This is a genomic window from Pseudomonas sp. PI1 (assembly GCF_000812405.1).
Taxonomy (GTDB): Bacteria; Pseudomonadota; Gammaproteobacteria; order Pseudomonadales; family Pseudomonadaceae; genus Pseudomonas; species Pseudomonas citronellolis.
Genome location: NZ_JWMC01000015.1, coordinates 1 through 14973 on the forward strand (window position 1 = coordinate 1; position 14973 = coordinate 14973).

Annotated in this window: 10 protein-coding genes; 8 read left to right on the forward strand and 2 right to left on the reverse strand. The window is 69.0% G+C overall.

Features of this window, described 5'->3' with window-relative positions; translation table 11 throughout:
* Positions 1-463: 463 nt before the first annotated feature.
* On the reverse strand, positions 464-2314 hold the full coding sequence (locus RN02_RS06975) for a sigma-54-dependent Fis family transcriptional regulator (RefSeq protein WP_043313818.1): 1851 nt from the start codon (positions 2312-2314) through the stop codon (positions 464-466).
* Between the two features lie 529 nt (positions 2315-2843).
* On the opposite strand from RN02_RS06975, the gene RN02_RS06980 reads away from it, so the two are divergent.
* The 5 genes from RN02_RS06980 to RN02_RS07000 all read left to right on the forward strand — a co-directional run bounded on the left by RN02_RS06980 (position 2844) and on the right by RN02_RS07000 (position 9023).
* On the forward strand, positions 2844-4319 hold the full coding sequence (locus RN02_RS06980; protein WP_043313821.1) for an aldehyde dehydrogenase family protein: 1476 nt from the start codon (positions 2844-2846) through the stop codon (positions 4317-4319).
* Positions 4320-4363: 44 nt separating this feature from the next.
* Positions 4364-4699, forward strand: coding sequence for a c-type cytochrome (locus RN02_RS06985; protein ID WP_043313823.1), 336 nt, complete (start codon positions 4364-4366; stop codon positions 4697-4699).
* Positions 4700-4709: 10 nt separating this feature from the next.
* Complete coding sequence (locus RN02_RS06990; protein WP_043313824.1) at positions 4710-5396, forward strand: hypothetical protein; 687 nt, start codon at positions 4710-4712, stop codon at positions 5394-5396.
* A 13-nt stretch (positions 5397-5409) separates the two neighbouring features.
* The gene (locus RN02_RS06995; protein ID WP_043313825.1) at positions 5410-6978 is read left to right on the forward strand and encodes an FAD-binding oxidoreductase; all 1569 of its coding nucleotides are present in this window, start codon (positions 5410-5412) and stop codon (positions 6976-6978) included.
* Positions 6979-7094: 116 nt separating this feature from the next.
* Complete coding sequence (locus tag RN02_RS07000; RefSeq protein WP_043313826.1) at positions 7095-9023, forward strand: methyl-accepting chemotaxis protein; 1929 nt, start codon at positions 7095-7097, stop codon at positions 9021-9023.
* A 32-nt stretch (positions 9024-9055) separates the two neighbouring features.
* On the opposite strand, the gene RN02_RS07005 is transcribed toward RN02_RS07000, so the two are convergent.
* Positions 9056-10330: an HD-GYP domain-containing protein gene (locus RN02_RS07005; protein WP_052267667.1), complete on the reverse strand. Its 1275-nt coding sequence runs from the start codon at positions 10328-10330 to the stop codon at positions 9056-9058.
* Positions 10331-10616: 286 nt separating this feature from the next.
* Between RN02_RS07005 and RN02_RS07010 the strand changes: the two genes are divergently transcribed.
* The 3 genes from RN02_RS07010 to RN02_RS07020 all read left to right on the forward strand — a co-directional run bounded on the left by RN02_RS07010 (position 10617) and on the right by RN02_RS07020 (position 14960).
* Positions 10617-11408: a response regulator transcription factor gene (locus RN02_RS07010; protein ID WP_043313827.1), complete on the forward strand. Its 792-nt coding sequence runs from the start codon at positions 10617-10619 to the stop codon at positions 11406-11408.
* Positions 11398-14073, forward strand: coding sequence for a hybrid sensor histidine kinase/response regulator (locus RN02_RS07015; RefSeq protein WP_043313829.1), 2676 nt, complete (start codon positions 11398-11400; stop codon positions 14071-14073). Before RN02_RS07010 ends, RN02_RS07015 begins: the two co-directional genes overlap by 11 nt.
* A gap of 74 nt (positions 14074-14147) precedes the next feature.
* Entirely contained in the window at positions 14148-14960 is an 813-nt protein-coding gene (locus RN02_RS07020) for a response regulator transcription factor (protein ID WP_052267668.1), read from the forward strand.
* Positions 14961-14973 lie beyond the last annotated feature (13 nt).

Here is a 14973-nt window from a genome sequence, read left to right on the forward strand (position 1 = left end):
GGCGCGATTCGCGGATGAGATCCGCTCCTACGCTGCCCCGCCTACGCCATTCCCCTGTAGGAGCGCGCCCTGCGCGCGAATCGCGGACAAGGTCCGCTCCGGTAAACATGACGCCCCGTAGGATGGGTTGAGCTTGCGATACCCATGCGGTCGTGGTGATGGGTATCGCTTCGCTCAACACCATCCTACGAAAAGCCATGCTCGCCCATGCGGTAGGAGCGGAGCCTCTCCGCGATAGCCGGAACCATCGGCGCGATTCGCGGATGAGATCCTACGCTGCCCCGCCTACGCCATTCCCCTGTAGGAGCGCGCCCTGCGCGCGAATCGCGGACAAGGTCCGCTTACGGTAAACATGACGCCCCGTAGGATGGGTTGAGCCTGCGATACCCATGCGGTCGTGGTGATGGGTATCGCTTCGCTCAACACCATCCTACGACGGTATGCGCAGCTGCAGGCCCCCGCCTCAGCGCCCCTTCAGCCGGTAGCTGACCTGGGCGCGGCTCATGCCGAGCATCTGCGCGGCGGCGGTGATGTTGCCGCCGGTGCGTTCCATCGCCACTTGCACCAGGCGTCTTTCCACGTCTTCCAGTGAGATGCCGAGGGTCGGGTTGCGGCCGGAGACGAAGGCGAGCAGGCTGGCCAGTTCGGGTTCTTCCACGGCCTTTCCGGGCGCTGCCTCGGGCGTCGCTGGCGCCTGCGCGGGCGGTTCGTTACCGGCTTCGGCGAGGGGGCGGGACAGCCGGCCTTCCGCCGTCAGCCCTATGGGCGCGGCTATCGGCGCGGCGCCGCCTTCGGCCAGGTGGATGACGTCCATCACCTCGCCATCGGCGGCGGCGATGACGCCGCGTTCGATGAGGTTCTGCAGCTCGCGGATGTTGCCCGGGAAGCGGTAGGTCAGCAGCGCGTTGACCAGGCGCGTGCTGAAGCCCGCCAGTTGCCGGCCGTGGCGCAGGCTGAACTTGCGCAGGAAGTAGCTCATCAGCAGCGGGATGTCTTCCCGGCGCTCGCGCAGCGGCGGCAGGTGGATGGGGAAGACGTTCAGGCGGTAGAACAGGTCCTCGCGGAAGCGCCCGGCCTCCACCTCGCGGCGCAGGTCGAGGTTGGTGGCCGCGACCACCCGCACGTCCACGCGGATCGCCGTGGTGCCGCCGACCCGCTCCAGCTCGCCTTCCTGCAGCACGCGCAGGATCTTGCTCTGCGCGGCCAGGCTGAGGGTGGCGATCTCGTCGAGGAACAGGGTGCCGCCGTTGGCCCTTTCGAAGCGCCCGGGCCGCGAGCGCTCCGCGCCGGTGAAGGCCCCGCGCTCGACGCCGAACAGCTCGGCCTCCACCAGGTTCTCCGGCAGGGTCGCGCAGTTCAGCGCCACCAGCGGCCCCTGGCTGCGCTTGCTGGCCTGGTGCAGGGTGCGGGCGAAGAGTTCCTTGCCCACGCCCGATTCCCCGGTCAGCAGCACTGTCGCCTGGGTCGGCGCCACGCGCTGCAGCAGTTGGCTGGCGGCCATGAAGGCGGCGGAGATGCCGACCATCGGCTGGTCTTCGTCGGGGCTGGGCAGCGTGGCGACCGTGGTCGCCTGGCTGCTGCCGTAGGTGCTGCGGCCGAGGAAGTCGCTGGCGTCCAGGTGGGCCAGGTCGGCGTCGATGTCGTCCCATTCCTCCGCCGGCTTGCCGATGATGCGGCAGGCGTGGTGGCCCATGGCGCGGCACTCCACCTCGCGGAACACCACCAGGCGCCCGAGCAGCGACGAGGCATAGCCGCTGGCGTAGCCGATGCCCATCCAGCACGAGGGCTCGCTGCCCAGGCCGTAGGTGGCGATGTGCTCGTCGGCTTCCAGCGAGTTGTGCCAGAAGAACTCGGAGTAGAAGTGGCCGATGCTGGTGTCGATCTCGAAGTTGATCGGCTCGACGTTGACCATCCCTTCGAGCATGTGCAGGCGCGGCCCGGCGCTGTACAGGCTGGCGTGGTCGCCCTCGGGCCACTGCTCGCTGACCTGCGCCGCGTCGCGCGCGCCGGCCTGCCAGCCGATGCGGGTGAGCAGGCCGCGGGCCTTGTCCAGCCCCTGGGCCTCGATCAGTTCGCGGCGGATGGCGCCGAAGGCGGAGCCCTGCAGCAGCATCATGCGCTGGCCGCACAGCCAGATGCTGCCGTCCTGGGGAGAGAAGGCCACGGTCTCGGCCAGTTGCTCGGCAGAAGGCAGGCCCCGTGGATCGAATTGGCAGGCGCGGTCGACGATCAGGCGTTTCTGCCGGCTGAGCATGTGCCGGAAGAACTCTTCGTCCACCGCGCGCCCGTGTTTGCCCGGATTTGTAATAGTCATAAGGCAGTTCAAGAAGACGCAGGCTGGTCTGGGGAGTATGCCGGCCCGGCCATGGCGGTCAATCGGATTCCAGTCTTACGGGGAGGGGCGGCGAGCGCAAAATGTACGATAACCGCCCGAAATCCCGTTTTTGGCCGCGTCCGTCGAGCTTTCTCCAGCGCCGCGTTTTTCTCTGCACAAAATTCCGCGGCCGCCGCGCCGCCAGCGCGAAAGGCGCCGTAGAAATCCTCCGACTAAATCACAACTATTTGTTTTTAAAGGGTATTTTTAAATAGAACGCAGCTGGCACGATAGTTGTTAATGCCGAAACACTTGCAACTGAAAAATCCATAACAAGAAACCGGTGATTTCGACATGAACATCCTCCGCGCTTTCCGCCATGCCCGTGCGCTAGCCCATCCCGCCCTTGCCCGGCGCCGCCCGGCCCGCCCCGGCGACTGACCTTCGCCCAGCCCGTTTCCCTGTTTCCGTGGCCTTCGCCCAGGCCGGCGGCGGCCGTCCCTCGTCCAGACAAGAGGCACCAGCAACGATGAGCACCAGACCCCAGCCCTACCAGAACCTCGACCTGCAGCCGATCGCCGGCGCCTGGCGCGCCGGCGGCAGCGGCCGGTACATGGAGGTCCTCGACCCCTACTCCGGGCACAGCCTGCTGCGCCTGGCCCTGGCCGACCGCGCCGACCTCGACGCCGCCTATGCCAAGGCCGCCGAGGCCCAGGTGGCCTGGGCCGCCACCGCGCCCGCCGAGCGCGCCCGGGTGATGCTCGAAGCGGTGCGCATCCTCGATGCGCGCCGCGAGGAGATCATCGACTGGCTGGTCCGCGAATCCGGCAGCACCCTGCTCAAGGCGCAGATCGAATGGGGCGCGGCGCGCGCCATCACCCTGGAGGCGGCCAGCCTGCCGAACCGCGTGCACGGGCGCATCGTCGCCTCCAACGTGCCGGGCAAGGAAAGCCGCGTGTACCGCGTGCCGCTCGGGGTGGTCGGGGTGATCAGCCCGTGGAACTTCCCGCTGCACCTCACCCAGCGTTCGCTGGCCCCGGCCCTGGCCCTGGGCAACGCGGTGGTGGTCAAGCCGGCCAGCGACACCCCGGTGTCCGGCGGCCTGCTGCTGGCGCGCGTGTTCGAGGAGGCCGGGCTGCCGGCCGGCGTGCTCAGCGTGGTGGTCGGCGCCGGCAGCGAGATCGGCGACGCCTTCGTCGAGCACCCGGTGCCGGCCTTCATCTCCTTCACCGGCTCGACCCAGGTCGGGCGCAACATCGGCCGCATCGCCAGCGGCGGCGCGCACCTCAAGCACGTGGCCCTGGAACTGGGCGGCAACAGCCCCTTCGTGGTCCTGGCCGACGCCGACATTGAGCAGGCGGTGAACGCCGCGGTGGTGGGCAAGTTCCTCCACCAGGGGCAGATCTGCATGGCGATCAACCGCATCATCGTCGAGCAGCCGGCGCTGGAGGCCTTCACCCGGCGCTTCGTCGAGCGCGTCCAGGCGCTGCCCTACGGCGACCCGCGCAAGCCGGAAACCGTGGTCGGCCCGGTGATCAACGACCGCCAACTGCAGGGCCTGCGCGAGAAGGTCGCCAAGGCCCTGGACGAGGGCGCGCGCCTGCTGGTCGGCGGCGAGCCCCAGGGCAACGTCATGCCGCCCCACGTGTTCGGCGACGTGCATGCCGGCATGGAGATCGCCCGCGAGGAAATCTTCGGCCCGCTGGTGGGCATCCAGGCCGCGCGCGACGCCGAGCATGCGCTGGAGCTGGCCAACGGCAGCGAATACGGCCTGTCCAGCGCGGTGTTCACGTCGAGCCTGGAGCGCGGCGTGCAGTTCGCCCAGCGCATCCACGCGGGCATGACCCACGTCAACGACATGCCGGTCAACGACGAACCCAACGCCCCCTTCGGCGGCGAGAAGAACTCCGGCCTGGGCCGCTTCAACGGCGACTGGGCGATCGAGGAATTCACCACCGACCACTGGATCACCCTGCAGCACTCGCCGCGGCCCTATCCCTTCTGAGCGGCCGCCGGCCCCACCAATCCAATAACAAGATGGAGTACGAAATGTCCTTATCCTTCGACAGCCCGGCTGTGAAACGGACCTTCGCTGCTTGCCTTTGCGTGCCCTTGCTCGTGCTGGCCGGTAGCGCCTTCGCCGACGGCGACGGCGTGTGGAAAGGCGGCGCCAACGTCTACGAGAAAGTCTGCGGCCGCTGCCACGAGACCGGCATCGGGCCGGAGCTGAAGGGGCGCCAGCTGCCGGCGGCCTACATAGTCGCGGTGGCGCGCAACGGCCTGCGGGCGATGCCGGCCTGGCCCGCCTCCTTCATCGACGACAAGGCGCTGCAACAGGTCGCCGACTACATCTCGCAGGCGCCCGCGCCGGCGGCCAAGCCCTGAGGAGCGCGCCATGAATCTCGAACGTCGTTCCCTGCTCAAGGGCATGGCCCTGGGCGGGCTGGCGGGCATCGCCATGGGCGGCTCCGGCCTGGCCCTGGCGCGTGGCGTCGCCGGCAGCGCCGTGGCACAGCCGACGCTGGTGCTGATCAGCCCGGCGGTGGCCGGCTCGGCCTTTCTCCAGGGCCTCGCCGCCAACCCGGCTGCGGCCCGGGCCGAGCTGCTGCGCAGCGATGCCAGCCTGGCTTTCGTCCGTGAACTGCAACGGCGCCTGGAGGCCGGACGGCCGCAGCGCATCGTCGGCCTGCTGGACGACGCCAGCGCCGCGCTGGTGGTCGACCTGGCGCGCAGCGCCGGCGCCCGCGTGCAGTGGCTCGGTGAGCACAGTGCCGATGCGCGCGCCTCGCGGCACCGGCTGATCACCGCGGACGCCGCCCACGGCCACGCCCTGCAACTGGGCCTGCAGCTGGACGCCTGCGGCGCCGGCTTCGACCTGCGCGAGCAGTGCCCGCTGGGCAGCCGCCAGCCCCTGCGCCTGGGCGCAGCCGGCCGCAGCGCCGGCAACGCCGAGCAATGGGCCGCCACCCTCGGCTACGGCCTGGCCTCGCTCGGCGCGCAGCCGCCGGCGCCCGCGCCGCTGGTGGCCGGCCGCCCGAGCCCGCTGGCCGGGCATTTCGTTTCGTTCTCGATCCAGGCTTGAAGGAGCACCTCCCATGACTGACGCAACCAACAAGGCCGTGCTCCCGCGCGGCGTCGACGCCAGCCACTTCCAGCAGGCGCTGGCCAAGTTCCGCAAGCTGCTGGGCGAGGAGAACGTCCTGGCCAAGGACGACCAGCTGATCCCCTACGGCAAGATCATGATGCCGGTGGACAACGCCGAGCACGCGCCCTCCGCCGCCGTCACCGCCACCAGCCTGGAGCAGGTGCAGGGCGTGGTGAAGATCTGCAACGAGTTCAAGATCCCGCTGTGGACCATCTCCACCGGGCGCAACTTCGGCTACGGTTCGGCGGCCCCGGCGCAACGCGGCCAGGTCATCCTCGACCTGAAGAAGATGAACAGGATCATCCACGTCGACCCGGAGCTGTGCACCGCCCTGGTCGAGCCCGGCGTCACCTACGGCCAGCTCTACGACTACCTGCAGGAAAATAATCTGCCGCTGATGCTGTCGTTCTCCGCGCCCTCGGCCATCGCCGGCCCGGTGGGCAACACCATGGACCGCGGCGTGGGTTACACCCCCTACGGCGAGCACTTCCTCATGCAGTGCGGCATGGAAGTGGTGCTGGCCAACGGCGACGTCTACCGCACCGGCATGGGCGGGGTGCCCGGCGACAAGGCCTGGCAGGTGTTCAAGTGGGGCTACGGCCCGACCCTGGACGGCATGTTCACCCAGGCCAACTACGGCATCTGCACCAAGATGGGCTTCTGGCTGATGCCCAAGCCGCCGGTGTTCAAGCCCTTCAGCATCGTCTACGACGACGAGGCGGACATCGCCGACATCGTCGAGATGATCCGCCCGCTGCGCATCGCCCAGATCATCCCCAACGCGGTGGTGATCGCCAACGCGCTGTGGGAGGCCGGCGGCATCAGCGTGCGCCGCTCGGACTACATCAAGGAGAAGGGCGCGACACCGGATTCCGTGGTCCAGCAGATCGTCAAGGACAAGGGCCTGGGCCAGTGGAACGTCTACGCGGCGCTGTACGGCACCGCCGAGCAGGTGGAGGTGAACTGGAAGATCGTCACCGAGACCGTGAAGAAGTCCGGCAAGGGCCGCATCGTCACCCAGGAGCAGGCCGGCGACACCCAGCCGTTCAAGTACCGCGCCGAGCTGATGAGCGGCGTGCCCAACCTGCAGGAATTCGGCCTGTACAACTGGCGCGGCGGCGGTGGCTCGATGTGGTTCGCCCCGGTCAGCCAGGCGCGCGGCAGCGAGTGCGACAAGCAGAAGGTGCTGGCCAAGCGCATCCTCAACAAGCACGGCCTGGACTACACCGGCGAGTTCATCGTCGGCTGGCGCGACATGCACCACGTGATCGACGTGCTCTACGACCGCACCGACCCCGAGGAGACCCAGCGCGCCCACGACTGCTTCGCCGAGCTGCTGGATGAGTTCGCCAAGGAGGGCTACGCGGTGTACCGCGTGAACACCGCCTTCCAGGACCGCGTGGCGCAGATCTACGGCCCGGTCAAGCGCAGGGTGGAGCACGCCATCAAGCGCGCCCTGGACCCGAACAACATCCTCTCGCCGGGCAAGTCCGGCATCGACCTCGCCAACAACTTCTAGCAACCGCAACGGCCCCGCCGGCAATCGCCGGCGGGGCCGTTTCGTGCAGCTGGATCAACAGGCCCGTTCCGCGCACGCCGGCTGCCGGGGGCCTCGGAACGGGAGCGACTCGCGCCATGCGCAACTGGTTTGACAATCTCGGCGTCACCTACAAGCTGGGGCTGGGCTTCGGCCTGGTCCTGTGTCTCACCGCGCTGCTCGCGGTGGGCGACTGGATCAGCCGCGAGAGCCTGCTGCAGCGCAGCCGGGCCCAGGAGATCTACGGCGCGCTCAACGAATCGCTGGCGGAACTGCGCCTGTCGTTGCAGGACTATTTGCTGGACGGCGCCAAGGCGGCCAGCGAGCAGCGCCTGGGCGCGGCGCTGGACGACTTCGAGCGCCAGCAGGCGGCGATGCGCGCGCGCAAGCTGTTCGCCCGCGCGGACCTGCTCGCCCTGGAACAGCAGCAGGGCGAACTGGTCGGCGACTACCGCCAGGCCCTTGGCAAACTGCAGGCCGCCAACCATGCGGCCAGCGCCGTTCGCGACGAGATGGCCGAGCGCGCCGAGCGGGCCTTCAAGGCGCTCTCCGCCCTGCAAGCGCTGGCGGCGGGCCTGGACGAACACGACGAACGCCGCTTCGCCTACTACCAGGCCGGCACGCAGCTGATGCAGGACCTGCTGCTGGTCCGCTACCGCGCGGCGGGCTACGTGGCCCACCCCGGGCCGGAGTCCGAGCGGCTGCTGAACGAACAGATGCGCCTGGCCATGGAGAACTTCCCGCGCCAGGCCAAGGTCTTCGGCGCACAGCCCCCCGCCGAACTGCTGGCGGTGGCGGCGGACCAGCAGAGCTACGCCAAGTGCATCGAGGCCTACCGGGCCGCCACCGCCACGGTGGAACAGGCCCGCCAGGTGCTGGTCAAGGTCGCCGAGCAGACCCGCGAGATCACCCAGGCGCTGACCCGCCAGCAGATCGAACTGCGCGACGAGGTGGCGGCCTTCAGCCGCATGGCCCAGGCCTGCGTGGCCCTGCTGGCGATACTGGCCAGCGCCCTGGCCGCCTGGTTCATCACCCGCCGCATCACCCGGCCGCTGCACGACACCCTGCAGGTGGTCGAGCGCATCGCCTCGGGCGACCTGTCGCAGAACATCCAGGTCAGCCGCCGCGACGAGCTGGGCAGCCTGCAGCAGAGCATGCAGCGCATGAGCTGGAACCTGCGCGACCTGATCGGCGGCATCCGCGATGGCGTGACGCAGATCGCCAGCGCCGCCGAGCAGTTGTCGGCGGTCACCGAGCAGACCAGCGCCGGCGCCAATAGCCAGAAGGTCGAGACCGACCAGGTGGCCACCGCCATGCACGAAATGTCCGCCACCGTGCAGGAAGTGGCGCGCAACGCCGAGCAGGCCTCCCAGGCCGCGTCCGCCGCCGACCGCGAGGCCCACGACGGCGACCGCGTGGTGAACCAGGCTGTGGAGCGCATCGAGCGCCTGGCCCGGGAGGTGGAACGTTCGGCCGACGCCATGCAGTGCCTGGAGCAGGAGAGCGAGAAGATCGGCAAGGTGATGGACGTGATCAAGTCGGTGGCCGAACAGACCAACCTGCTGGCCCTCAACGCCGCCATCGAAGCCGCCCGCGCGGGGGAAGCCGGCCGCGGCTTCGCCGTGGTGGCCGACGAGGTGCGTGGCCTGGCCCTGCGCACCCGGCAGTCCACCGAGGAGATCGAAGCCCTGGTCGCCGGCCTGCAGAGCGGCACTCGCCAGGTCTCCAGCGCCATGCTCGGCAGTCGTGAACTGACCGCCAGCAGCGTGGCCCTCAGCCGCCAGGCCGGCGAGTCGCTGGGCAGCATCACCCGCACGGTGTCCAGCATCCAGGCGATGAACCAGCAGATCGCCACCGCGGCCGAGGAACAGAGCGCCGTGGCTGAGGAAATCAGCCGCAGCGTGGTCAGCGTGCGCGACGTGTCCGAGCAGACCGCCGCGGCCAGCGAGCAGGTCGCCGCTTCCAGCGTGGAGCTGGCGCGGCTGGGCGGCGAGCTGCAGGCGCTGGTCGGCCGCTTCCACGTCTGAGCCCCGAACGCCGCCGGGGCCTGGGCACGCCCTCAGTCGTGCCCGTCGTCGTGGCCCCGGCTGGGGACCATCCCGGGCGGCACCAGGCCGTCGGGCAGCCAGAGCCGCTCCAGGTTCCTGAAACCCCAGCGCAGCGGGTCCTCGCGCTGGACGATGCGGTCGTAGATGCGCACGTCGGCCAGGTCGCGCAGTTCCTTGGCGATGGCCTGGCGCCGGTGGGAGCAGAAGAACACCTGCACCTGCGGGCGCGTCAGGTTCTCCGGGTTTTGCTGGACCACCACCCCGAGGTGGCCGGACTCCAGGCGCACCAGGCTGCCGATGGGGTAGATGCCGATGGTCTTGACGAAGGCCTGGAACAGCTGCGGGTCGAAATGCCCCTCCCAGCTGGCCATGCGCGCCAGGGAGCCGGCGGCTTCCCAGGCGCACTTGTACGGGCGGTCCGAGGTGATGGCGTCGTAGACGTCGCAGATCGCCGCCATGCGCGCCAGCAGGCTGATCTGGTTGCCGGCCAGGCGGTGCGGGTAGCCGGTGCCGTCGTAGCGCTCGTGGTGGTGCAGGCAGACGTCCAGCACCTGGGGCGACAGCCGGGTGTGCTGGCGCAGCATCTCGTGGCCGCGTTCGGGGTGGGTGCGCATGATGGCGAGCTCGGCCTCGTCGAGCTTGCCGGGCTTGTTGAGGATCGCCGGCGGCATGGCCATCTTGCCGATGTCGTGGAGCATCCCGGCCAGCCCGGCCTCGCGCTGGGCCTCGACGTCCAGGCCGAGCTGGCGTGCCAGAGCGACCATCAGCGCGCACACCGTCACCGAGTGCATGTAGGTGTATTCGTCCTTGTTCTTCAGCCGCGCCAGGCTGATCAGCGCCGAGGCGTCGCGGGCCAGCGAGGCGCAGATGTCCTCCACCAGCGGCAGGCACAGGTCCAGGTCGATCGCCCGGCCCATGCGTGCCTCGCGGAACAGCTCCATCAGCGTCAGCTTGGAGCGTTCGAGAATGCGCGCGGCTTCGAAGAACTCGTTCGGGTAGATGGCCGGCGGCGCCTCGCTGGCCAGCGCCACGACCGGCTCGGCGATGCCTGCGGCGGGCGCCGCGCCGGGGCCCTGCGCCGCCGGCGCGACGGCGTCGGTGACGCTCAGGCCGCGGGCGTCGTCGATCCACAGCCATTGCACGCCGCTGTTCTGCAGGGCGCGCAGGTCGCCGGGGTTCTCCAGCATGAAGCGGGTCTTCCAGAAGGGGTGGGACAGCCAGCTGCCCTCCAGCGACTGGATGAACATGCCCAGGCGAACCTGGTCGGTGCGAATCCGCTTAAGCATGGGGCAGGCTCCGTGGCGGCGGCGCCGGGCTGCGGCAGCCCTCCGGGGAACGCCGGCCGGGGCGGGCGGGCGAGACAGTCACGCACTCTGCTGGCATGGGGTACCTACGGGCCAAGGGGCCTCTCCTTCGTTCGGTGCCATTATCTCGGCGCCAGGAAGTAGCGCTTCTGCTGGAATGTCATGGCCCTTTGCTAGCAGGGAAAATATTTTCGTCGTATACGGAAAATTCCCTCTGTAATGGCAAAGTAACGGTCGGGCGGGAACTGACGTGTAGGAACTCATCGGAATGCCGAGCTTTATTCCCGATGCGCTGGAGGGGCAGCGCATCCTGGTTGTCGATGATCTGGAGAGCGAACGTCGCCTGCTCGCCGAATACCTGCAGCAGCAGGGCTGCCGCATCTACCTGGCGAGCAACGGCCAGGACGCCTTCAAGAAAGTCCAGATGATCAACCCGGACCTGGTGCTGATGGACGTGCTGATGCCCGTGTGGGATGGCCTGACCTGCTGCCGGATGATGCAGGCGAACACCCATACGCGGGATATCCCGGTGGTGTTCCTGAGCGGGGCGAATACCCCCGAGGAGCGCGTCCAGGGGCTGCTGGTGGGCGCCGTCGACTACATCGCCAAGCCCTTCAACCTCGAAGAAATCCGCCTGCGCCTGGCCATCCACCTGCGCCGCTGGGGCACCGACCGGCAGGCCTCGCCCATGCCGCCCAGCCACGCCGGCAACCTCGACAGCATCCTCTTCCAGTCGGCCCGCCAGGTGCTGCTGCGCACCCTGTCGCACACCCCGGAACTGCAGGAGCTGGCCGAGGCCGTGGGCACCAACAGCAAGCGCCTGAACGAGGCCTTCCGCCAGTGCGTGGGCGTGACGGTCTTCGAGTACCTGCGCGAGGAGCGCATGAAGGAGGCCTGCGTGCTGCTCAGCGGCACCGGCCTGCCGATCCAGGCCATCGCGCTGGAGGTGGGTTTCACCAGCGGGGCCAACTTCTCCACCGCCTTCCGCGAGCGCTATGGCCTCTCGCCCAGCCAGTTCCGCCAGTCGCGCCTGGACCTGGAGCCCGGCGATGCGCCCTGACCCGCGCGCCGCCTTCACGGCCCTGCTGGGGAGCCTGGCGCTGCTGCTGGTCATGGGCGTGTCGCTGTTCCTCAACCGCGGCGACCTGCAGGCGCCCTACATCGACCTGACCCGCAGCGCCCAGGTGTTCGAGGAGGCGCCCGGCCAGGCGCTGACGCCCGAGCAGGCCTGGCGCCAGGCGGACTGGCGGCCGGCCGATGCCCGCAGCCTGGCGGCGCCGCGGCGGGAGTCGACGCTCTGGCTGCGCCTGCGGCTGGAAAACCCCGACGCCCTCGCCTGGGAGCGCTGGCTGGAAGTGGCGCCCTGGCGCGTCGGCGAGGTCGACCTGTACCGCCTGGACGCGGCCGGCGGGCGCGTCGACGGGCACTGGCGCATCGGCCTGTCGGTGCCCCTGGCCGAGCGTTCGCTGCACAGCCGGCGCAACCTGCTGCCGGTGGCGCTGGCCCCCGGGGAGAGCCGCGAGCTGCTGCTGCGGGTGCGCAGCGAGAGCCGCCCGAGCCTGGCCCTGAACCTGTGGGACATGGGCGCCGTGCTGGCCCAGGACAATGTCGAGCAACTGACCCATGCGGTGCTGTTCGGCTGCGTGCTCACCCTGACCGTGCTGCTGTTGCTGCGCCTGGACTGGAGCTTCGCCATGCTCGCCGTGTGGCTGGGCGCGGCCTACGCCCTGGAGGCGGAAAAGGAGGGCTACCTGGCCTTCCACCTGTTCAGCGGGCAGTTCATCCACGGCCCGGGCATGCGCATCGCCTTCTGGCTGGTTTCCCTGGTCGGCTTCCTGGTCGCCGCCCGGCGCCTGCTCGGCCTGGCCGGGCAGGGCGCATGGCGGCGCCTGTACCTGGCCGGCGTGTTCGCCTGCCTGGCGCTGGCCGTCGCCCTGCCCCTGCTGCCGAACAACCTGGCGCGCACGCTGAACCTGTCGCTGAGCTTCTGCCTCCTGGCCTGCTGGCCGCTGTCGCTGTTCCCGCTGCGGCTGCGCGGCGACTTCTGCCGGCAGGTGCTGGCGGGGCTGTTCCTGCTGAGCTGGGCGGAAAGCTTCTGGTTCATCCTTCGCTACCTGCTCAACCTGGGCTACAGCGGGCAGTTCAGCGTGGACGTGGTGATGCTCAGGCTGAGCATCATCATCGGCATCATCGGCCTGTTCACCCTGCAGCAGCAGGCGCGCAAGCAACGCCTGGAAACCGAGAGCCTGCAGAGCGAGCGCCGGCAGAAGGCGCAGCTGGAAGAGGCGGTATCCCGGCGCACCGCGGAGCTGCAGGCCGCGCTGGTGAAGGCCAAGGACGCCAACCAGGCGAAGATCGACTTCCTCGGGCGCGTCAGCCACGACCTGCGCTCGCCGCTGACCTCCATCATCGGCTATGCCCAGCTGCTGCAGGAGGAGGGCGGGCGCGGCACCCGCAAGGCCGGTGTCATCCTGCGCAGCGCCGGCCACATGCTGACCCTGATCAACGACCTGATCGACCACGCCCGCGGCGTTTCCAGCGACCGCCTGGATATCCAGCCGGTGTACATCCACGGCCTGCTCGACGCGGTGGCGATGGATGCGCACATCCTCGCCCAGCGCAACCGCAACGCCTTCCGCCTGACGCTGTGCGGCGACATTCCCACGGTGCTGCAACTGGATGCCAAGCGCCTGCGCCAGGTGCTGACCAACCTGCTGGACAACGCCGCCAAGTTCACCCGCGACGGGCGCATCGCCCTGCAGGTGCAGGCCGCCGGGCAGCCGCCCAAGGCGGGCCTGGCGCAGCTGCGCTTCTGCGTCAGCGACACCGGCTGCGGCATTCCCGAGCAGGACCTGCCCAAGCTCTTCACCCCGTTTTTCCGCTGCGACGCCACCGGCGTGGAAGGCGCCGGGCTAGGCCTGGCCATCGTCGAGCACTGGGTCCAGCTCATGGGCGGGCGGGTGACGGTGCAGAGCGCGCCCGGCGAAGGCACCCGGGTTTCCTTCGAGCTGACCCTGGCCGTCGGCACCGAGCAGGACATGGCCCAGCCGCAGCTGTTCGACCTGCCGATGAAGAGCCTGCCGGTGCGCGGCGAGGGGCAGCTGGTGTGGGTCGTCGAGGACAACGCCGATATCCGCGACATGCTGGTGGACCTGCTCGAGGCCAGCCGCTTCCGCGTCGAGGCGGCCGTCGACGGGCAGGACTGCCTGGAGCGCCTGATGGGCCCGGGCGGGCAGCGGCCGGACCTGGTCCTGACCGACTACCTGATGCCGCGCTGCAACGGCGGCGAGCTCCTGCTGGCGCTGCGCGAGCGCTGGCCCGGGCTGCCGGTGGCGCTGATGTCCGCCACCCAGCAGACCATGCATTCCCTCGGCCAGGCGGGCGGCCTGCCGTTCGACGCCAGCCTGGTGAAGCCCATCAGCCTGGCCGACCTGGGCGTGACCCTGGCCCAGCTGCTGCGCCTGCGCGGCGGCCTGGCCGGCGTGACCGAAAAGCCTGACCGCCGTCAGCAAGCGCTGGCCGGACAGTTGGAATCCTTGAGCCGAGGGCAGCGGCAACAGCTTCAGGCGCTCGTGGAAGCGGGCGCCATCACCGACCTCATCGAATGGAGTCGAACACTCGCCGATGCCTCTGGGGAGTTGGCGGTGTACTTGCGAGAACTGGCAGAAACAGGGGACTTGGACTCCATGGAAGAAATGATGGGGTTACTGGGAAGCAACCCGTGAAGTCCCGCGTTTTATTTTTGGAAAGGAAAGGCCCTGGCGGCTTGTGGGCTTAGGGGGCGAGTGTGGGGAGTCAAATGAAAAACAAACAACGCCGGGCGTTCGAGGTGCTCGTCATCGACGATGAGCCGCTGGTCGCATCGGAGCTTTCCGAAGTGCTGGAGAGCGTCGGTTTCTCCTCGGTCGGTTGCAGTTCCATCGCCGAGGCGGTCGCGCTGTTCAAGAAGAACGCCAAGTTGCGCATCCTGGTGTGCGACCTGAACCTGGGCAGCGAATGGGGCCTGGACGCCATCAAGGAAATCCAAGGCGCGGTGGGCGACGACTACATCTTCGAAGTCATCGTCCTCACCGGGTACGGCGAAAGCGACAAGGTGGTCGAGGCGATGCGCGCCGGGGCCTCGGACTTCCTGATGAAGCCGGTGGCGCCGCAGGAGCTGATCGAGTCGGTGGAGCGGGTGGAGGGCAAGCTGCTGCAGAGCATCCGCCGGCAACGCAGGATCCTTCACCTCAACGGCCGGCTGGAACATATCGCGGAGTCGCTGAACTCGCTGTTCCAGGACGTCAGCGCGATAAAGATGGACGTCCACGGCGGCCCGAACGTCTTCGACCTGGACGATGACGAGCGCGCCGCCCCGGACAAGGTCGACATCAGCAGCCCGCTGTTCTTCAACCTGACGCAGCGCCAGCAGGAAGTCGCGCAGTTGATCTGCAAGGGCTATTCGAACTACCGGGTGGCCCATGAGCTGGGCATTTCCGAGAACACGGTGAAGCTCTACATCACCCAGATATTCAAGCTGCTGCGGGTCAGCAACCGCACCCAGCTGGCCATGCTGCTGGCCGCCTCCTCCGGCGCGCCTGGAGGCTTGGATGCCAGGGGGGCGCTGAGGTAATCCGCAATAAGCG

Bases quoted from the DNA above. Each gene is read 5' to 3' on its own strand.
- RN02_RS06975 (WP_043313818.1), bottom strand. From the start codon at position 2,314: ATGACTATTACAAATCCGGGCAAACACGGGCGCGCGGTGGACGAAGAG.
- RN02_RS06980 (WP_043313821.1), top strand. From the start codon at position 2,844: ATGAGCACCAGACCCCAGCCCTACCAGAACCTCGACCTGCAGCCGATC.
- RN02_RS06985 (WP_043313823.1), top strand. From the start codon at position 4,364: ATGTCCTTATCCTTCGACAGCCCGGCTGTGAAACGGACCTTCGCTGCT.
- RN02_RS06990 (WP_043313824.1), top strand. From the start codon at position 4,710: ATGAATCTCGAACGTCGTTCCCTGCTCAAGGGCATGGCCCTGGGCGGG.
- RN02_RS06995 (WP_043313825.1), top strand. From the start codon at position 5,410: ATGACTGACGCAACCAACAAGGCCGTGCTCCCGCGCGGCGTCGACGCC.
- RN02_RS07000 (WP_043313826.1), top strand. From the start codon at position 7,095: ATGCGCAACTGGTTTGACAATCTCGGCGTCACCTACAAGCTGGGGCTG.
- RN02_RS07005 (WP_052267667.1), bottom strand. From the start codon at position 10,330: ATGCTTAAGCGGATTCGCACCGACCAGGTTCGCCTGGGCATGTTCATC.
- RN02_RS07010 (WP_043313827.1), top strand. From the start codon at position 10,617: ATGCCGAGCTTTATTCCCGATGCGCTGGAGGGGCAGCGCATCCTGGTT.
- RN02_RS07015 (WP_043313829.1), top strand. From the start codon at position 11,398: ATGCGCCCTGACCCGCGCGCCGCCTTCACGGCCCTGCTGGGGAGCCTG.
- RN02_RS07020 (WP_052267668.1), top strand. From the start codon at position 14,148: ATGAAAAACAAACAACGCCGGGCGTTCGAGGTGCTCGTCATCGACGAT.